The organism is Rhodococcus sp. T7, assembly GCF_009872365.1.
Taxonomy (GTDB): domain Bacteria; phylum Actinomycetota; class Actinomycetes; order Mycobacteriales; family Mycobacteriaceae; genus Rhodococcus_F.
In genome coordinates this window covers 1-17,731 of the sequence record NZ_WXYH01000322.1, presented here as the reverse complement: position 1 = coordinate 17,731, position 17,731 = coordinate 1, and the positions used below count along the sequence as shown (strand labels likewise).

General features: G+C 69.7%; 17 protein-coding genes. 5 read left to right on the top strand and 12 right to left on the bottom strand.

What is annotated here, in order from left to right:
- Window positions 1-37: 37 nt before the first annotated feature.
- Complete coding sequence (locus MLGJGCBP_RS25265) at window positions 38-688, top strand: amino acid-binding protein (protein ID WP_025432327.1); 651 nt, start codon at window positions 38-40, stop codon at window positions 686-688.
- Window positions 689-774: 86 nt separating this feature from the next.
- Here the strand turns inward: MLGJGCBP_RS25265 and MLGJGCBP_RS25260 are convergent, their stop codons facing one another.
- The 9 genes from MLGJGCBP_RS25260 to MLGJGCBP_RS25220 form a co-directional block, all read right to left on the bottom strand.
- Complete coding sequence (locus MLGJGCBP_RS25260; protein WP_160098837.1) at window positions 775-1,263, bottom strand: GNAT family N-acetyltransferase; 489 nt, start codon at window positions 1,261-1,263, stop codon at window positions 775-777.
- Window positions 1,264-1,320: 57 nt separating this feature from the next.
- Window positions 1,321-3,411, bottom strand: coding sequence for an NAD-dependent DNA ligase LigA (gene ligA, locus MLGJGCBP_RS25255; RefSeq protein WP_160099027.1), 2,091 nt, complete (start codon window positions 3,409-3,411; stop codon window positions 1,321-1,323).
- Between the two features lie 41 nt (window positions 3,412-3,452).
- Window positions 3,453-4,475: a methionine synthase gene (locus MLGJGCBP_RS25250; protein ID WP_160098835.1), complete on the bottom strand. Its 1,023-nt coding sequence runs from the start codon at window positions 4,473-4,475 to the stop codon at window positions 3,453-3,455.
- Entirely contained in the window at window positions 4,472-5,566 is a 1,095-nt protein-coding gene (mnmA, locus tag MLGJGCBP_RS25245) for a tRNA 2-thiouridine(34) synthase MnmA (RefSeq protein WP_160098833.1), read from the bottom strand. Before mnmA ends, MLGJGCBP_RS25250 begins: the two co-directional genes overlap by 4 nt.
- Entirely contained in the window at window positions 5,566-6,786 is a 1,221-nt protein-coding gene (locus tag MLGJGCBP_RS25240; protein WP_160098831.1) for a cysteine desulfurase family protein, read from the bottom strand. Before MLGJGCBP_RS25240 ends, mnmA begins: the two co-directional genes overlap by 1 nt.
- 17 nt (window positions 6,787-6,803) lie before the next feature.
- Window positions 6,804-7,742, bottom strand: coding sequence for a lysophospholipid acyltransferase family protein (locus tag MLGJGCBP_RS25235; protein ID WP_160098829.1), 939 nt, complete (start codon window positions 7,740-7,742; stop codon window positions 6,804-6,806).
- Complete coding sequence (locus MLGJGCBP_RS25230; RefSeq protein WP_160098827.1) at window positions 7,739-8,572, bottom strand: GNAT family N-acetyltransferase; 834 nt, start codon at window positions 8,570-8,572, stop codon at window positions 7,739-7,741. Before MLGJGCBP_RS25230 ends, MLGJGCBP_RS25235 begins: the two co-directional genes overlap by 4 nt.
- Window positions 8,573-8,707: 135 nt before the next feature.
- Window positions 8,708-9,664, bottom strand: a complete 957-nt coding sequence (locus MLGJGCBP_RS25225; RefSeq protein WP_087556597.1) for an electron transfer flavoprotein subunit alpha/FixB family protein — start codon at window positions 9,662-9,664, stop codon at window positions 8,708-8,710.
- Between the two features lie 46 nt (window positions 9,665-9,710).
- On the bottom strand, window positions 9,711-10,511 hold the full coding sequence (locus MLGJGCBP_RS25220) for an electron transfer flavoprotein subunit beta/FixA family protein (protein ID WP_073359191.1): 801 nt from the start codon (window positions 10,509-10,511) through the stop codon (window positions 9,711-9,713).
- 242 nt (window positions 10,512-10,753) lie between these two features.
- Here MLGJGCBP_RS25220 and MLGJGCBP_RS25215 point away from each other — a divergent pair, with 242 nt between their 5' ends.
- The 3 genes from MLGJGCBP_RS25215 to MLGJGCBP_RS25205 are packed head-to-tail and all read left to right on the top strand — an operon-like array spanning window position 10,754 to window position 14,369.
- The gene (locus tag MLGJGCBP_RS25215) at window positions 10,754-11,533 is read left to right on the top strand and encodes a class I SAM-dependent methyltransferase (protein ID WP_160098825.1); all 780 of its coding nucleotides are present in this window, start codon (window positions 10,754-10,756) and stop codon (window positions 11,531-11,533) included.
- Window positions 11,530-13,128: a 1,4-alpha-glucan branching protein domain-containing protein gene (locus MLGJGCBP_RS25210; protein WP_201453193.1), complete on the top strand. Its 1,599-nt coding sequence runs from the start codon at window positions 11,530-11,532 to the stop codon at window positions 13,126-13,128. Before MLGJGCBP_RS25215 ends, MLGJGCBP_RS25210 begins: the two co-directional genes overlap by 4 nt.
- Entirely contained in the window at window positions 13,125-14,369 is a 1,245-nt protein-coding gene (locus MLGJGCBP_RS25205; protein ID WP_087556599.1) for a glycosyltransferase family 4 protein, read from the top strand. Before MLGJGCBP_RS25210 ends, MLGJGCBP_RS25205 begins: the two co-directional genes overlap by 4 nt.
- Before the next feature lie 77 nt (window positions 14,370-14,446).
- Here MLGJGCBP_RS25205 and MLGJGCBP_RS25200 read toward each other — a convergent pair whose 3' ends face one another.
- Both MLGJGCBP_RS25200 and MLGJGCBP_RS25195 read right to left on the bottom strand, forming a co-directional pair.
- Entirely contained in the window at window positions 14,447-14,704 is a 258-nt protein-coding gene (locus MLGJGCBP_RS25200) for a DUF3253 domain-containing protein (protein WP_160098823.1), read from the bottom strand.
- Window positions 14,705-14,729: 25 nt separating this feature from the next.
- The gene (locus MLGJGCBP_RS25195; RefSeq protein ID WP_087556601.1) at window positions 14,730-15,473 is read right to left on the bottom strand and encodes an acyltransferase; all 744 of its coding nucleotides are present in this window, start codon (window positions 15,471-15,473) and stop codon (window positions 14,730-14,732) included.
- 188 nt (window positions 15,474-15,661) lie between these two features.
- On the opposite strand from MLGJGCBP_RS25195, the gene MLGJGCBP_RS25190 reads away from it, so the two are divergent.
- On the top strand, window positions 15,662-16,969 hold the full coding sequence (locus MLGJGCBP_RS25190; RefSeq protein ID WP_160098821.1) for an outer membrane protein assembly factor BamB family protein: 1,308 nt from the start codon (window positions 15,662-15,664) through the stop codon (window positions 16,967-16,969).
- Between the two features lie 120 nt (window positions 16,970-17,089).
- Here MLGJGCBP_RS25190 and MLGJGCBP_RS25185 read toward each other — a convergent pair.
- The coding region (locus MLGJGCBP_RS25185; protein WP_201453192.1) for a transposase at window positions 17,090-17,731 on the bottom strand (642 nt) is incomplete at its 5' end.

Here is a 17,731-nt window from a genome sequence, read left to right as displayed (position 1 = left end):
GTACTCCCGCGTCTATCTCGTGGTGAAAGGGACGCACGTGTCGTATCTGCTTCGCGTCCAGCTCCCCGACCGTCCCGGTAGCCTCGGCTCTCTCGCCGTCGCCCTGGGCTCGGTGGGTGCTGACATTCTGTCGCTCGACGTGGTGGAACGGGGTGCCGGATTCGCCATCGACGACCTCGTCGTCGATGTCGAGCCGGGATCGCTCCCCGACACCCTCATCACGGCCGCCGAGAACCTGCCCGGCGTCACCGTCGACTCCATCCGGCCGTACGCCGGAATACTCGACACCCACCGCGAGCTCGAGCTGATCGACCAGGTCGCCACCGCCGCGGACGATCGACTGCAGGTCCTCGTCGACGGCGCCCCGCGGGTGCTCCGGGTCGGCTGGTCCGTGGTCGCCGATCTCGGCCCCCACGGCGCATACCGGGTGGTCGGCAGCTCCGGAGCGCCCGAGACGCACGCCACCGAGATCCCGTGGATGCCGCTGGAGAAGCCCACCGCGCTCGACGGCGAGGGCGACTGGGTTCCGCAGGTGTGGCGCGACATGAACACCACCCTCGCCGCGGCTCCCCTCGGGACCACCGGCCGGGTGCTGATGCTCGGCCGCCCCGGCGGCCCGGAGTTCCGTCCGTCCGAGATCGCCCGGCTGGGCTACCTCGCCGGCATCATCGCGACAGTACTGAGCTGACATCCGCCCCGGGCCGGGAGGTCCGGGGCTGGGGAGGTCCGGGGCTGGGGAGCTCCGGGGCCGGGAGGTCCGGGGCTGGGGTCGCCTCAGACCAGTTCGCGGACCAGGACGGTGAGCTCGACACCCGGCACGGGCGCCCAATTGCGTTCGGGCACTGGCACGAAGCCGTTGCGGTCGTAGATGCGGCGGGCGTCTTCCATGTCCGGCTGGGTCGACATCACCACCGCGCGGTCGCCGCGGTCGTAGGCCGTGTCGAGCACGTGCCGCACGAGCGCCGACCCGACGCCGGACCCGCGGGCGTCGGGGGACACGGCGAGCATCCGGAATTCGAGTTCCCCCGGCTGCGCGACGTCAGCGTACGGGGACGCGGGTTCCGCGATCGTGACGGAACCCACGACCCGGCCCTCCATCACCGCCACCCGAACCTCCGCCTTGTCTGCCCGTTCAGCGGTGTCGCGCAACCGGTTCGTGTACGGATCGTGTGCCTCGACGTGTCCGCCGCCCACGTAGGCGATCACCGTGAGGTCGCTGACGGCCTCGTACTCGTCCGGTGTCGCATTCCGAATCTCGATCATGTCCAGAACTATGACAGGACAGCTCACGCCGCCCAAAACTCGAGCGTGAGGTTCCCGTCACACTCCGGAATCCGCGACCGCGTCCGGTCCGCCCTCCAGCAGTCGGCGGAACCCGTCCTCGTCGAGTACCGGCACACCGAGTTCGACGGCCTTGTCGTGCTTCGACCCCGGCGATTCGCCGGCCACCACGAACGCCGTCTTCTTCGACACCGAACCCGCGGCCTTGCCGCCCCGGACGAGGATCGCCTCCTTCGCCTGGTCGCGGGAGAACGTCTCGAGCGAACCCGTGACGACGATCGACAGTCCCTCGAGGTTGCGCGGAATCGATTCGTCGCGTTCGTCTTCCATGCGCACACCGGCCGCCGACCACTTGTCGACGATCTGCCGGTGCCAGTCGACGCCGAACCATTCGACGACGGCCGCGGCGATGGTGCCACCGACCCCGTCGACGGCCGCGAGTTCCTCGACGGAGCTCTCCCGGATCCGGTCCAGCGACCCGAACTCGCCCGCGAGCGCACGCGCCGCCGTGGGACCGACGTGGCGGATGGACAGGGCGACCAGCACCCGCCACAGCGGCTTGTCCTTGGCGGTATCGAGATTGTCGAGCAGCCTGCGGCCGTTGGCCGACAGCCCGCCGGCCTTGGTCCGGAACAGCGCCGTCTTCAGCAGGTCGTCCTCGGTGAGCGAGAACAGGTCGCCCTCGTCGCCGATCGCCTTCGCTTCGAGCAGGCTCGTCGCGGCCTCGTAGCCGAGCACCTCGATGTCGAACGCACCGCGGCCCGCGACGTGGAACACGCGTTCCCGAAGCTGCGCGGGGCAGTACTGCTGGTTGGGGCAGCGAATGTCCGCGTCACCCTCCTTGGCGGGGGCCAGCGGCGTGTCGCACTCCGGACAGTTCGCCGGCATCACGAACTCGTACTCGTCGCCGGTCCTGGCGTCCACCACGGGCCCGAGGACCTCGGGAATCACGTCTCCGGCTTTGCGCAGCACGACCGTGTCGCCGATCAGCACGCCCTTGCGTTTGACCTCGGAGCCGTTGTGCAGGGTGGCGAGGGAGACGGTGGAGCCGGCGACCGTGACCGGTTCCATGTAGGCGAACGGGGTGACCCGGCCGGTGCGGCCGACGTTGACCCGGATGTCGAGGAGCTTGGTGGTGGCCTCCTCCGGCGGGTACTTGTACGCGATCGCCCAGCGCGGCGCGCGCGACGTGGACCCCAGCCGGCGTTGCAGCGACGTCTCGTCGACCTTGACCACGAGGCCGTCGATCTCGTGCTCCACGTCGTGCCGGTGCTCGCCCCAGTACTGCACCCGGTCCACGACGGCGTCCGCACCGGTGACGCGGACGGTGTGGGTGGACACGGGCAGGCCCCACGCCGCCAGCGCCGTGTACGCGTCGTACTGGGAGGCAGGCTCGAATCCTTCGCTCCGGCCGAGACCGTGGCAGATCATCCCGAGGCGCCTGCGGGCGGTGACGGCCGGATTCTTCTGCCGTAGCGACCCGGCCGCCGAGTTGCGGGGATTCGCGAACGGCGCCTTGCCCTCCTCGACGAGCGCCGCGTTGAGCGCCGCGAAGTCCTCGAGCCGGAAGAACACCTCACCGCGCACCTCGAGGAGCGCCGGAACCGGGTATTCGTCTGTGCCGGTGAGCTTTTCCGGGATGTCGTCGATGGTGCGGGCGTTGAGCGTCACTTCCTCACCGGTCCGGCCGTCGCCGCGGGTGGCGGCGCGGACGAGTCTGCCGTTCTCGTACACCAGGTTCAGCGCGACTCCGTCGATCTTCACCTCGCACAGGTAGTGCAGATCGGGGCCGGTCTCCTGCTCAACCCGGCTGATCCAGGTGCGCAGTTCGTCGGTCGCGAAGACGTTGTCGAGGCTCAGCATCCGCTCGAGGTGATCGGCGGAGGCGAAGTCGGTGGCGAATCCGCCGCCGACGAGCTGGGTCGGCGAATCCGGCGTCCGCAGGTCGGGGTACTGGTTCTCGAGGTCGTTCAGCTCGCCCAGCAGCACGTCGAACTCTCCGTCGGAGATGATGGGCGCATCACGGACGTAGTAGCGGAACTGGTGCTGCCGCACTTCCTCGGCCAGCTCGTTCCAGTGCTCCCGGACGTGTCCGGGGGCCGGGGTCGGGGCTTCGGTCGATTCACTCACCATCGAAGATTAACCGGTCCGGCCGACACCGAACCCCGGACTCAGAGCGATTCGGGGTCGTCGGTGAACGCGCTGCTCACCTCGGCGCACAACTTCAGCGCGTCGCGGCTCCAGGACGCGTCGGCGCCCGCGAGTCCGCAGGCCGGTGTCACGGCGATCTGGGTCCGCAGCGTCGTGCGCGGAAATCCGAGCCGGTCGATCAGCGTCACCGCAGGTCGGGCGAGGTCGCGCCAGGTGGCGGGCACGGCGGGGGCGGTGGTCGGGATCAGCCCCAGCACCAGCTCCTTGCCCGCGTCGAGCAACTCGCCGATGCCGTCCAGATCCGAAGGCGCCAGCTGCGACACATCCAGACCGACCGCGCGCGCACTGCTGCGCCGCAGCAGGTCGGTGGGCAGGTCCGCGGAGCAGCAGTGCACCATGGTCACTCCGCCGGACCCGGCGAGGGCGGCCTCGAGCACCGCGAGCGCCTCTGGTTCCGGCATGGCCCGCACGGTCTCGAGCCTCGACCTACCGGACAGTGTGCCCGCCAGCACGGCGGGCAGTCGTGGCTCGTCGAACTGGATCAGCACCTGCGCACCGATACGCCGGGTGACCTCCGCGGCGTGCCGCGCGAGTCCTTCGCCCAGCGATTCGGCGAAGTCGCGCACCGCACCGGGGTCGGTGAGCACGCGCCTGCCGGTGCCGAGTTCCACCTCGGCCGCCAGCGTGAGAGGACCCACCGACTGCACCTTCACCACGTGATCGGCCCCGGCGAGGCCCGCACTCTCCCACGCTTCCTCGAGCGCGTCGAGGTCCTGGTTCAGGAAGTCGGTCGCCCGCTTGGCGACCGAGCCGCGACGCTGCACCACACGGTAGGCGGAGGTGGACACGTCCAGTTGCAGATCGACGAGCAGGGCGCTGGCGCGGCCGATCATGTCGGCGCCGAGCCCGCGGGCGGGCAACTCCACCAGGTGTGGAAGCCTGCCGAGTTCGCCGAGGACGACGGTGGCAGCTTCGCGCGGATCCGTTCCGGGCCACGAGCCTACGCCGGTGACGGCACCGGCCAGTGAGATATCCTGCGTCACTGCGTGTTCGGACGCGCGTCGGTACCCGAGATGGTTCCGCTGCCCAGCACGATGTCGCCTGCGGGGTCGGTCCGGTACAGCACGACGGCCTGCCCCTTCGCGACGCCGGTGAGCGGTTCGCGCAGCGAGATGCGGATACCGCCGTCGACGGCTTCCGCGACAGCCTCGGCGAGTCCGCCGTGCGCGCGTACCTGCACGGTGCATTCGACCGGTCCGGACGGCGCGCTCCCGGACGTCCACACGGCGCGGTCCGCGCTGATCGCGTGCACTTCGAGGTCGCGTGCCGAACCGACACGGACGGTGCCGGTCTCGGGTTCGATCGACGTCACGTACCGCGGCTGCCCGTCGGCCGCGGGGCCCTGGACGCCGAGACCCTTCCGCTGTCCGATCGTGAACCCGTGCACGCCTTCGTGTTCCGCGAGCACCTCACCCGAATCGGCGTCGACCACGCTGCCCGGGCGGACACCGATGTGGGCGCCGAGGAACGCCCGGGTGTCACCGGACGGGATGAAGCAGATGTCGTGGCTGTCGGGCTTGTTCGCCACGGCGAGGCCGCGTTCGGCGGCCTCCTCCCGGATCCGGTCCTTCGGGGTGTCGCCGACGGGGAACATCGCCCGCGACAGTTGCTCGGCCGTCAGCACACCGAGCACGTACGACTGGTCCTTGTCCGCGTCGACGGCCCGGCGCAGCACACCGTCCTCGAGCTGCGCGTAGTGGCCGGTGGCCACCGCATCAAACCCGAGGGCGATCGCGCGGTCCGCGAGCGCCGCGAACTTGATCTTCTCGTTGCACCGCAGGCACGGGTTGGGGGTCTCCCCCGCCGCGTACGAGGCCACGAAGTCGTCGATCACGTCTTCCTTGAAGCGGTCGGCGAAATCCCAGACGTAGAACGGGATTCCGAGCACGTCCGCGGCACGCCGGGCGTCACCGGCGTCCTCCTTGGAGCAGCAGCCCCGGGACCCGGTGCGCAGCGTGCCCGGCTCTGCGGACAGTGCGAGATGCACGCCCACCACGTCGTGTCCGGCAGCGACTGCCCGTGCCGCCGCCACAGCGGAATCCACACCGCCGCTCATGGCCGCCAGTACTCGCATCAACGATTCCCTCCACGCGCTCCGACACCGGCGAGCCCGGCGGCGCGGGCCCGCTCCACAATTTGCGGCAGCGCCGCGACGACTGCATCCACGTCCGCGACCGTCGACGTGTGCCCGAACGAGAAGCGCAACGACCCGCGCGCGGTCGCGGCATCCACGCCCATCGCGGTCAGGACGTGGCTCGGGCGCGCGACACCGGCGGTACACGCCGAACCGGTCGAACACTCGATCCCGGCGGCGTCGAGCAGCATCAGCAGCGAATCACCCTCGCAGCCGGGGAACGTGAAGTGGGCGTTGCCCGGCAGTCGCGCGCTGCCGACCGGACCGTTCAGCACGGCGTCCGGGACGATCTCGCCGACGCGTTCGATGAGTCGGTCGCGCAGGACGGACAGTTCCGCGGCGCGGGAGTCGAGGTTCGCGGTCGCGTCGCGCAGCGCCGCCGCCATGCCGACGACACCGGCGGTGTCCGGGGTGCCCGAACGCAGGTCGCGTTCGTGTCCCCCGCCGTGCAGCAGCGGCGCACACGGCACCTGACGCCCCAGCAGGAGCGCACCGACGCCCTGCGGTCCGCCGACCTTGTGCGCGGCGATGCTCAGTGCGGACAGCCCGCTAGCAGCGAAGTCCACGGGGATGTGTGTGACGGCCTGGACGGCGTCGCTGTGCATGGGCACACCGAACTCGGCCGCCACCGCGGCGAGTTCGGTGATCGGCATGATCGTGCCGACCTCGTTGTTGGCCCACATGATCGTGACCAGCGCGGTCTCGTCCGCATGGACGGCGAGTTCGTCGCGCAGCGTCTGCGGCGACACCCGGCCCAGTTCGTCGACGGGCAGCCACGTGACCTGTGCGCCCTCGTGCTTCTCGAGCCACTCCACCGCGTCGAGCACCGCATGGTGCTCCACGGCAGCGGCGAGGATTCGCACCCGGCGGGGGTCGGCGTCGCGCCGCGCCCAGAAGATGCCCTTGACCGCGAGGTTGTCGCTCTCGGTGCCACCGGAGGTGAAGATGACCTCGGACGGCCTGGCGCCGAGGTCGGCGGCGATCGACTCGCGGGCCTCCTCGATGCGGCGGCGGGCTGCGCGCCCGGAACCGTGCAGCGAGGACGCATTGCCCACGGTACTGAAGATGTCGGTCATCGCCCGGACGGCCGCCGGCACCATGGGAGTGGTGGCTGCGTGGTCCAGGTAGACGGGGTGATCGGCACTGCGGGCAGAGGTCATGACGTGACCAGGATAGCTCAGGCGACGAGACGCTCCGCCGCCTCGATGCCCGCAGCCGCCGTCCCGACCGCACCCTGCAGCGGATCGACGATGTCGTGCGCTGCGAGATCGATGCGTTCGTCGCCGCGTGCGGCGCGTTCACACCGGGCCGCCAGATCCCGGCGGCACTCCCCCGGATACTCGATCGGCGCCAGCCGGACCTCGGCGTTGACGCCCTTCTGGCGAATGATGCGCCGGATCGACAGGCCGATCGTCTCCTCGCCCACGAAGCACGGCCCGGTCGTCAGTTCCCCGCCCCGGCCGGTGTATCGCAGCGAGACCGGCTGGACCGGGCACTCCGCGTCGATCGCCGCCTGGAACAGCGCGGGCCGGAATCCGCCGTACGCCCGTCCACACCACGTGGTGCCCTCGGGGAACGCGACGACTCGTTCGCCGTCGCGCAGCCTGCCCGCCGTCGTCGCCACCGTGCCCGGCAGCGCCCGCAGGCTCTGCCGTTCGATCGGGACGACCCGCATCCGCCGGGCGAGCGAACCCAGAACCGGCCAGTCCAGCAGATCGCCGCGGGCGACGAAGTTCGCCGGTGCGAGCGCGCTGAGCACCAGCACGTCGGTCCAGGACACGTGGCCGGCCACCACCAGAAGGCCGCCGTCGTGCCTGCGCTTTCCGCGGTGATCGACCACGACGAGGCGAATTCCGACGCAGCGCAACAGCATCGCCGCGTACCGACGCTGCAGACCGGTCCGCCACGACCGCGGCAGCAACCATCCCGCGGTCAGGAGCGGCGCCGTCGCCAGCGCCGACACCACGAGGCACCACCGCACGACCACGGTCGGGATCGACACGGCGTTCGCCTCCGCGGGCAGGCATCCTGCGCCGCACGGACTCGACGGCATCCACGAATGCACGGGCACCGCGGCCGACTCCGGCACCGCGGCCGCATCCGACACGGCGGTCATGCCTGCGTCCCCGCCTCGAGAGTGGCCGATGCCGAACGCAGGCGGTCGAGGTAGCGCTCGTTCGCGCCGTGCAATCCCTGCAGGGCAACGAAGTCGGCGACTCCGAATTCCGGATCGTGCGCGGGCTCGCCACACACCTTGGCGCCGAGGCGCAGGTACCCCCGGAGCAGCGGCGGCAGGACCGGGCGGGCGGGCGGGTCGATCTCGTCGAGTGACCGGCCGTCGACGCGCACCGGGTTCCGGGGCACGGCCCGGGAGGCCGGGTCGCTGCCGTACTTGCGGAGCAGCAGGTCACGCACGCCGCGGACGTTGGAACCGGCCATTGCGTCGGGGTGCTCCCGCATCGGCACGGAAACGCAGCCCATCACCCACTCGTATCCGGTCAACTGCAGGTAGTGCAGGATCCCGGCCCACATCAGGCTCAGGACCGAACCGGAACGGTGATCGGGGTCGACGCACGCCCGGCCCATCTCGACGATGCGGTTGCCGACGGGATCGAGTGCCGAGATGTCGAATTCGGTGGCGGTGTAGTAGCCGCCGGCCTGGGCGGCGGCGTCGGGCGGGAGCATGCGGTAGCACCCGACGAACTCGCCGGTCTCCTCGTGCCGGACGAGGAGGTGGTCGCAGAAGTCGTCGAACCGGTCGGCGTCGAGGGCGTCCGCGTGCGCGGGGACGGAGAAACCGGGTTCGGACGCGAACACGCGGTACCGCAACCGCTGAGCGGCCACGCGGTGTTCGCGGTCGGACGAGACGACCAGGGAGTACCTGGGTGCGGTTACAACAGAATCGGCGGTCTCACTCGGTGCGCGGAGAACTGACGAAGTTGTCATGGCGCAGGTTTACCGAGCAGGGGCGGCGCGGGGGCGTCGCCCGGGTGTCGTGTCGATGCAGCCCGGATGAACGACGGAAGATACGACGGCGGCCCCGCTCCCGGGAAAGGGAACGGGGCCGCCGTCGGTGGAAAATCAGCCCTTGTGAGCCTTGACGGCCTCGGTGAGCTGCGGAGCGACGTTGAACAGGTCGCCGACGATGCCGAAGTCCGCGATCTCGAAGATCGGAGCTTCCTCGTCCTTGTTCACGGCGACGATGGTCTTCGACGTCTGCATACCGGCGCGGTGCTGGATGGCACCGGAGATGCCGAGCGCGATGTACAGCTGCGGCGAGACCGTCTTACCGGTCTGACCGACCTGGAACTGGCCCGGGTAGTAGCCCGAGTCGACCGCGGCACGCGAGGCGCCGACAGCGGCACCGAGCGAATCGGCGAGGTCCTCGACGACGGTGAACTTGTCGGCGCTGCCGACACCGCGGCCACCGGAGACGACGACGGTCGCCTCGGTGAGCTCGGGGCGGTCGCCACCGACGATCGGATCACGCGAGGTGATCTTGACGGCGCCCTCGTCCTGGGCCGGAACCTCGACGGAAACCTTCTCGCCTGCACCGGCTTCGGGCTTCGCCTCGATGGCACCCGGGCGGACCGAGATGACCGGCACGTCGCCGTTGGCCTTGGCGTCGACGGTGAACGCGCCACCGAAGATGGAGTGCACGGCACTGCCGTCGGACTTCACGTCGACGACGTCGACGAGCAGGCCGGAGCCGATGCGGGCAGCAAGACGTCCGGAGACCTCCTTGCCCTCGACGCTGGCGGCGGTGATGACCGCGGCCGGGGCTGCCGACTCGACGAGCGACGCGAGCACGTCGACCTTCGGCGTGACCAGGTAGCCCTCGATGTCGTCCGACTCGGCGACGTAGATCTTGGCCGCGCCTGCGGCGGCGAGGCCCTCGGCCAGCTTGTCTGCGGTACCGGCGGGACCGGTGACCACTGCGGCCGGCTCACCGAGCGCGCGAGCGGCGGTGATGAGTTCGGTGCTGACCTTCTTCAGTGCACCCTCTGCGTGCTCGACGAGCACCAGTACTTCTGCCATGTCTAACTCTCCCTGTATGTGTCTGCTGGTCTGTAGAGGGGCGCGATCAGATGATCTTCTGGCCCACGAGGTAGGCAGCGATCTTGCTGCCGCCGTCGCCCTCGTCGACGATGCGCTCACCAGCGGTACGCGGGGGCTTGGGGGTGGAGGCGGTGACGGTGGTGCCCGCGTTGGCGACACCGACGGTCTCCGGGTCGACGCCGAGGTCGGCCAGCGTGTAGACGAGAACTTCCTTCTTCTTCGCGGCCATGATGCCCTTGAAGGAGGGGAAGCGGGGCTCGTTGATCTTCTCGGTGACGCTGACGATGGCCGGCAGGCTCGCCTCGAGGCCGAAGACGCCCTCGTCGGTCTCGCGCTCACCGGTGACGGTGCCGTCGGTGACGGTCAGCTTGCGCAGCTGCGTGAGCTGCGGGATGCCCAGGTACTCGGCGATGATGGCCGGAACGGCGCCGACGCGGCCGTCGGTGGCCTCGTTGCCGGCGATGATCAGGTCGGCGGGCTCTTCGTTCTCGAACGTGATCTGTCCGAGCGCCGCGGCCAGGGTCCACGCGGTCTGCACCGCGTCGGAGCCGTGCAGGGCCGGGTCGTTGATGTGCACTGCCTTGTCGGCACCCATGGAGAGGGCCTTGCGGATGGCGTCGGTGGCGCGGTCCGGACCTGCGGAGAGGACGGTCACCTCGCCGCCCTGGGCCTCCTTGATCAGGAGCGCTTCTTCGACGGCGCGCTCGTTGATCTCGTCGAGCACTGCATCGGCGGCCTCGCGGTCAAGCGTGTAGTCGCCGTCGGTCAGCTTGCGCTCGGACCACGTGTCGGGGACCTGCTTGATCAAAACAACGATATTCGTCATGGGTCTTCGTCGACCTCCTGTGTGTTCTTGCGTGGTTATCGTGAGTCGCTCCGCGCGGACCGAGCTCTCGTCTTTCGATATTTCGTCGCACGATTGCTCTGCGACAGATTACCTCACGCTAAGTTACCCGTTGGTAACTTGCGCGAAAGTCTCGTTCACCATAACGGCCGAAACCGCATTTCACCGCTGTGATGTAGACCACCTGGACGAGCGACCTTGCCGGGGGCACTAACCTCGCACCGGTGAGCGAATCATTTGTCGGCGACCGCGAGGACGCACCACTGCCCCTCACGGGCGAGCGGACCGTGCCCGGTATCCCCGAGGAGAACTACTGGTTCCGGCGGCACGAGGTCGTCTACCGCGAACTCCTCCCCCGCTGCGCGGGACGCCGGGTACTCGAGGCCGGATCCGGAGAAGGCTACGGCGCCAACATGATTGCCGATGTGGCAGAGGGCGTCACCGGACTCGACTACGACATCTCCGCCGTCGAACACGTCCGCTCGCGGTACCCCCGGGTCGAGATGCTGCACGGCAACCTCGCGGAGCTTCCCCTCGGCGACGAATCCGTCGACACCGTCGTCAATTTCCAGGTAATCGAACACCTGTGGGACCAGTCCCAATTCCTGCGCGAATGCTTCCGGGTACTGACCCCCGGAGGGGAACTGCTCGTCAGCACGCCCAACCGCATCACGTTCTCGCCGGGCCGCGACACGCCGCTCAATCCGTTCCACACCCGCGAACTCGACGCGGCCGAGCTGACCGAACTGCTCGAGGAAGCCGGATTCACCGTCACTCTCATGACCGGCGTCCATCACGGCGCGCGACTGCAGGCTCTGGACGCGAAGCACGGCGGCTCGTTCATCGGTGCGCAGATCGACCGCGCACTCGCCGGTGAACCCTGGCCCGAGGAACTGACCCGCGACGTCGAGGGCATCACCGTCGACGATTTCGCACTGCATGAGGGCGACATCGACGACAGCCTCGACCTGGTGGCCATCGCGGTGAAGGATCCTGTTCGGTGACCGAATCCGACAACCGCACCGGAGCGGGCGACGCGACGGAGCCGGGCATGTTCTGCCTGGTCCTGCACTCCCACCTGCCCTGGCTCGCCAACCACGGCCGCTGGCCCGTCGGTGAGGAATGGCTGTACCAGTCGTGGGCGGCGTCGTATCTCCCGCTCACCGCGATGCTGCGGCGGCTGTCCGGCGAGGGTCGCTCGCATCTGCTGACCCTCGGCATCACCCCCGTTCTGGCAGCTCAGCTCGACGATCCGCACTGCCTCGCCGGAATGCACCACTGGCTCGGGAACTGGCAGATCCGCGCGCACGAGGCGGCAGGCATGCCCGACGACGCGCATCGCGAACTCGGTGCGCGCGAACACCGTGCGTCCGCCGCCGCGCTCGCCGACTTCGAGCTGCGCTGGCGCCACGGCGGCTCCCCGGTGCTGCGCGACCTCCTCGACCGCGAGGCGTTCGAACTGCTCGGCGGTCCGCTCGCCCACCCGTTCCAGCCGCTGCTCGATCCGCGGTTGCGGTCGTTCTCCCTTCGCGAGGGTCTCGCCGACGCCGCCGCCCGGTGGAACTGCACGCCGACAGGTATCTGGGGGCCCGAATGCGGGTACACCCCCGGCATGGAGACCGGATACGCCGACGCCGGCGTGACGCATTTCATGGTCGACGGGCCCGCCCTGCGCGGCGACACGTCCCTCGGCCGGCCGGTCCGGGAGTCGGACGTGGTCGCGTTCGGACGCGATCTGCAGGTCAGCTACCGGGTGTGGTCGCCGAAGTCGGGCTACCCCGGCCACGCCGCGTACCGCGACTTCCACACCTACGACCACGCCACGGGACTCAAACCGGCCCGGGTCACCGGCCGCACGGTCGACTCGGCCGACAAGGCGCCGTACGACCCCGCTCTCGCGTCGGCGGCCGTCGACCGGCACGTCGCCGACTTCGTCGCCACCGTCCGCAGACGGCTGCGCGACGAGTCCGAGCGCATCGGCCGGCCCGCGCTCGTCGTCGCCGCGTTCGACACGGAACTGTTCGGGCACTGGTGGCACGAGGGGCCCGAGTGGCTCGAGAAGGTGCTGCGGGCGCTGCCCGAGTCCGGAATCCGGGTCGGCACCCTCGACGACGCCCGCAGCCAGGGCTACGTCGGCGAACCCGTCCAGCTCGAGAACTCGTCGTGGGGATCCGGCAAGGACTGGCGGGTGTGGGCCGGCGATCAGGTCGCGGACCTGGTGCAACTCAACTCCGAGGTGGTCGGGACCGCCCTCGACACCGTCGACAAGACCCACGACCACGACGCCGCACCCGGACGTCCCGCGCTCCGGAATCGCGTGAACGACCAGATGCTGCGCGAGGCACTGATGACGGTGTCGAGCGACTGGGCGTTCATGGTCAGCAAGGATTCGGCCGCCGGGTACGCCCGCGACCGGGCACACAAGCACGCGCACGCCACCCGCGAGATCGCCGCCGCCGTGTCGGCGGGCAAGGACGCGGCCGCGAGCAGGCTCGCAGAGGGATGGAACCGCGCCGACGGCCTGTTCCCCGGGCTCGACGCGCGGCGTCTGCCCGCCAGGGACCACCGGCTGACCGGTACCGAGGGAGGGACGTCGTGAAGATCCTGATCGTGTCGTGGGAGTACCCACCCGTCGTGGTCGGCGGTCTCGGCCGCCACGTGCACCACCTGGCCACCGAACTCGCCGCCGCCGGACACGAAGTGGTGGTGCTGTCGCGGCGGCCGTCGGGCACCGACGCGTCGACCCATCCCACCGTCACCCACATCGAGGACGGCGTCCTGGTGGTCGCCGTCGCCGAAGACCCCGCGCACTTCGTGTTCGGCGAGGACATGCTGGCGTGGACGCTCGCGATGGGACACGCGATGGTGCGGGCCGGCGTCGCACTGCACAAGCCGGGTGTCGGAGAGGGTTGGCATCCGGACGTGGTGCACGCGCACGACTGGCTGGTGGCGCATCCGGCCATCGCGTTGGCCGAATTCTACGACGTCCCTTTGGTTTCCACGCTCCACGCCACCGAAGCCGGACGGCACAGCGGCTGGGTTTCCGGCCGGATCAACCGGCAGGTGCATTCGGTGGAATGGTGGCTGGCCAACGAATCCGATGCGCTCATCACGTGTTCCGCGTCGATGCAGGACGAGGTGACCGCACTCTACGGTCCGCAGCTCCCGCCGATCACGGTGATTCGCAACGGAATCGACCTCACCACGTGGAGTTTCCGCGAGCGCGCGCCACGGTCCGGACCGCCGAAACTGCTGTTCGTCGGCCGCCTCGAATACGAGAAGGGCGTGCAGGACGCCATCGCCGCGCTCCCCCGCATCCGGCGCAGCCACCCCGGGACGACACTGTCGGTCGCCGGCGAGGGCACCCAGTTCACCTGGCTCTACCAACAGGCCCGCATCCACCGCGTCGCCCGCGCCGTGAACTTCCTCGGCAACCTCGACCACATCGAACTGCTCGGGTGGCTGCACGGCGCCGACGCCATCGTCCTGCCCAGCCGGTACGAGCCGTTCGGCATCATCGCGCTCGAGGCCGCCGCCTCCGGAACCCCGCTCGTCGCGTCCACCGCGGGCGGTCTCGGGGAAGCGGTCGTCGACGGCGAAACGGGCATGTCGTTCCAACCGGGCGACGTCACCGGGCTCACGTCCGCGGTCCGGGAGGTCCTCGACGACCCGGCCGGGGCGCAGCAGCGCGCGGTGGCCGCCCGCGACCGGCTCACCGCCGATTTCGACTGGCACAAGGTGGCCGAGGAGACCGTCCACGTGTATTCGGGCGCCAAACGTCGTGTGCGGCATCCACTGGCGCGGCCGGAGATCCCCGAGCGCCCCCTGCCCGGCCGCTGATCGGGCTCTGACCGGACTCCGATCGGGCGAATGGATCGTTCGGCGCCTTCGGTGCGCCGAGCGGTACATTCGCCCGGTCACTTCGGGTGGGCCCGCCGAATCCGGATCGGACCCCGAGCCGAGTCCGGGTTTACCACGTCACCCTTCTGCGTGATCTCGACCTCGCCGGAGGCGGCCAGGCGCCGTGCAGCCTCTCGCACCGGTTCCATGAGGGGTCGCCAGTCATCGGGTGCGACGGCTCGCGCGACGTCCGACGGGCAGATGCTCGCACTGCCGGCCCGGGCGTCGAGGAGCGCCCGGATGCGATCCTCGAGTTCACTGTCTGACGCAGCCATCCTTCCGACTATGCCACCGCGCCGCTCAGTTCTCCTGCGCCGCCTTCTTGCGAGCGATGTCTTCGAGGGCCGCGATGTACTTCGCGCGTTCGGCCGCGCCGGCCTCCCACTCCGCTTTGCGGTTCTTCACGGCCTTGGCCGGCGACCCGACGGCGATGCTGAAGTCCGGGATGTCGCCCTTCACGACGGCGTGCGCACCGAGAACGCAGCCGCGCCCGACGCGCGTGTTGCGCAGGACCGTCACCTTGGCCGCCACCCAAGTGTCGGGACCGATGCGGACGGGGCCCTTCACGATGCCCTGATCCTTGATCGGGACGTTCACATCGTCCATGCGGTGGTCGAAGTCGGTGATGTAACACCAGTCCGCCACGAGCGTCGACGCACCGATCTCGATGTCGAGGTACGTGTTGACGACGTTGTCCTTGCCGAACACCACCTTGTCGCCGATGCGCAGCGAACCCTCGTGGCAGCGGATGGCGTTGCCGTCGCCGATGTGCACCCACCGGCCGATCTCGAGCCGGGACAGGTCGGGGGTCGAATGGATCTCCACCCGCTTGCCGAGGAACACCATGCCTCGCAGGATCACGTGCGGGTTGGCCAGCTTGAACTTCGCGAGCCGGTAGTACCGCACGAGGTACCACGGCGTGTACGCCTTGTTCGCCAGCACCCATCGCAGCGAGTCGCGTGTCAGGAAGCGGGCCTGCTCGCTGTCGCTCCGCCGGGATCCTCGCCACCTCGTACGCAACGGTGCGCCCCACATGCTCGTCATAGCCTGTCAGCCTACGTTCACCGCCCGCACCCCCGTTCGGGTGCGTCCGGACTCCGACACCGCCCTCGGGGTGTGACGCTCGGCCCCGCCGCGGGGCGTGTGCTCGGCCCCGCCTCGGGGTGTGACGCTCGGCCCCGCCTCGGCGGGATAGTCTCTGGGCCGAGCGTTATCGAAGACGAGGAGATGTAATGCGGCGGGTCCTACGTTCGTCAGTACTGGCGCTGGCGACGATCTCGACTGTCGTCCTCAGCGGCTGCAGCAGCGGACCGCAGGTCGACGACATCTTCTCGGCGGGCGGGTGGCCCGGCATGCACGCCGACGCCCGAAACAGCGACACCAGCCCCGTCACCGGTTCCCGCGACCTCTCCTTCGCGTGGTCGCGCCCGCTCGGCGGCCCTGTCGCGAATTACGCGTCCGTGGCGGCGAGCGGCCAGGTCTTCGTCACCGCGCGCACCGAGAAGGGCTGCAATCTCTTCTCCTACCAGATGGACAGCGGCCGCAAGCGCTGGTGCCGGCAACTCGCCCCCGGCGTCGTGGCGTCCACACCGGTCGTCGACGGCGCCGCCAACGTCTACGTCGGCGAGAACGGCGCCATCAACTCGTTCAACGAGTACGGCCAGCTGCGTTGGCGCACACCGGTGGTCGGGACGCCGCTGTCCGCACAGTTCACCGGCGACGGCAATCTTCTCTTCATCACCCAGCTCGGCCAGATCAACGTGGTGAACACGCAGAACGGCCAGAAGGTCGTGGCGCCGTACGATCTCGTCCCGCCGCCCTCCTTCGCCGACGGTGCGAACGCCGACATCATCCCGGACGACCAGGGCCTGAGCGGCTGCTTCTTCGGCGCGCCCGACTGCCCGGTGGCGAACATGCCTGCCATCGACCTCGAGTCCGGCAAGTTCTACTTCACGCTCTTCGCGCCCGGCGCGCCCCAGGCGGAACTCGTCGCGATGAAGTACTCCGGCGGCGAGAACCCGGCAATCACCCAGGAATGGTCCAGCGACACTCTGCCGGGCGGCAGTGCGTCCAGCCCCGATCTGTCGGCCGACGGCTCCGTCGTCTACGCCAACGACAACTGGGGAACGATGTGGGCGATCGACTCTGCGACCGGTGATCCGAAGTGGAGCTACGACATCGGATACGCGGCGGCCGGCAGCCCGTCGACGTCCGCGGACGGTCTGATCATCCCGGCGGGTGGTCCCGACGGCCACCTGCTGGCGCTGCAGGACAAGGGCGATCACGCCGAACTCGTCTGGGAGCGGAAGGATCTGCTGCAGCTGGGTGTCCCGGCGCAGACCGCCGGGTCCACCGGGTACGCAGTGGTCCGTGAGGGTTCGGACGGACTGGCGATGCTCACGTTCGACACCGGAACCGGCGAAACCCTCGATCAGGACACGCTGCCCGGGGCGAAGGGGTTCACCGTCGGCACCTCCGTCGGCCCGAAGGGCGAGGTGCTCACGCCCACCCTGCTCGGGGAACTGTTCGTCCTCCGCTGACCCGTGAGTACTTGTTAACCGCCGGGGGGCTGTTGCGGAATTGAGTGACGGTGGTGTGGCTGTGTTCGGCGCGTTGGGTGGGTCGGCGGAAAGTGCGGCCCGCCCGCCCCGGGCTGCCGGTCAGGTGGTGGCCGGGAGGGTGTTCCCGTCGGCGAGGTGGGTGAGGATCTTGCCGATGTTGTGGACGGCGGCGTGGAAGGCCCATTCGCTGCGGGCCCGGTCGAGGCCGCGGCTGGTGAAGCGCCGGAATCCGAGGTTGTGTTTGGCGTGCCCGAACACGGTTTCGGCGATGTGTGAGCGCCTGCGGTAGGTGGCGATGCCGTCCTCGGTGCGCAGGCGGTGGGTCATCGCTTCGATCGGATCGGCGTGTGGTGGTGGGGATCCGGTGACCGGATTCTTCGCCGCCGCGGTGTCGAGGTCACGGGCTTTGCCGGTGGCGATCAACCGGCCCGGGCCCGGGGCGGTGAGATTGTCGCGGGAGCAGTAGCCGGCGTCGAAGAGCATCACCCCGATCAACTCCTCCGGAGCCGGAGCCGGAGCCGGAGCCGGGGCCGGGTTGGTGTCGGCGGGGTTGGTGTCGGCGGGGGTCGTGTTGCGGCGGGTGGTGTCGATCAGTTGCGCGGCCCGCCCGGCCTTGTCGACGAGGTCGGGGAAGTAGTCGTAGTCGGCGGGGCTGGTCCCGACCCCGGTGGCCAGGATCAGCCCGTCCGCGCTGGTGAAGGCCTGGCAGTTGTAGCCCTGCAGCCAGCCGCCGCCGCGCAG

Coding starts and splice junctions, on each gene's coding strand:
- MLGJGCBP_RS25220 (WP_073359191.1), bottom strand. CDS start 10,511: ATGACGAATATCGTTGTTTTGATCAAGCAGGTCCCCGACACGTGGTCC.
- MLGJGCBP_RS25260 (WP_160098837.1), bottom strand. CDS start 1,263: ATGATCGAGATTCGGAATGCGACACCGGACGAGTACGAGGCCGTCAGC.
- mnmA (WP_160098833.1), bottom strand. CDS start 5,566: ATGCGAGTACTGGCGGCCATGAGCGGCGGTGTGGATTCCGCTGTGGCG.
- MLGJGCBP_RS25225 (WP_087556597.1), bottom strand. CDS start 9,664: ATGGCAGAAGTACTGGTGCTCGTCGAGCACGCAGAGGGTGCACTGAAG.
- MLGJGCBP_RS25230 (WP_160098827.1), bottom strand. CDS start 8,572: ATGACAACTTCGTCAGTTCTCCGCGCACCGAGTGAGACCGCCGATTCT.
- MLGJGCBP_RS25235 (WP_160098829.1), bottom strand. CDS start 7,742: ATGACCGCCGTGTCGGATGCGGCCGCGGTGCCGGAGTCGGCCGCGGTG.
- MLGJGCBP_RS25200 (WP_160098823.1), bottom strand. CDS start 14,704: ATGGCTGCGTCAGACAGTGAACTCGAGGATCGCATCCGGGCGCTCCTC.
- MLGJGCBP_RS25240 (WP_160098831.1), bottom strand. CDS start 6,786: ATGACCTCTGCCCGCAGTGCCGATCACCCCGTCTACCTGGACCACGCA.
- MLGJGCBP_RS25190 (WP_160098821.1), top strand. CDS start 15,662: ATGCGGCGGGTCCTACGTTCGTCAGTACTGGCGCTGGCGACGATCTCG.
- MLGJGCBP_RS25195 (WP_087556601.1), bottom strand. CDS start 15,473: ATGACGAGCATGTGGGGCGCACCGTTGCGTACGAGGTGGCGAGGATCC.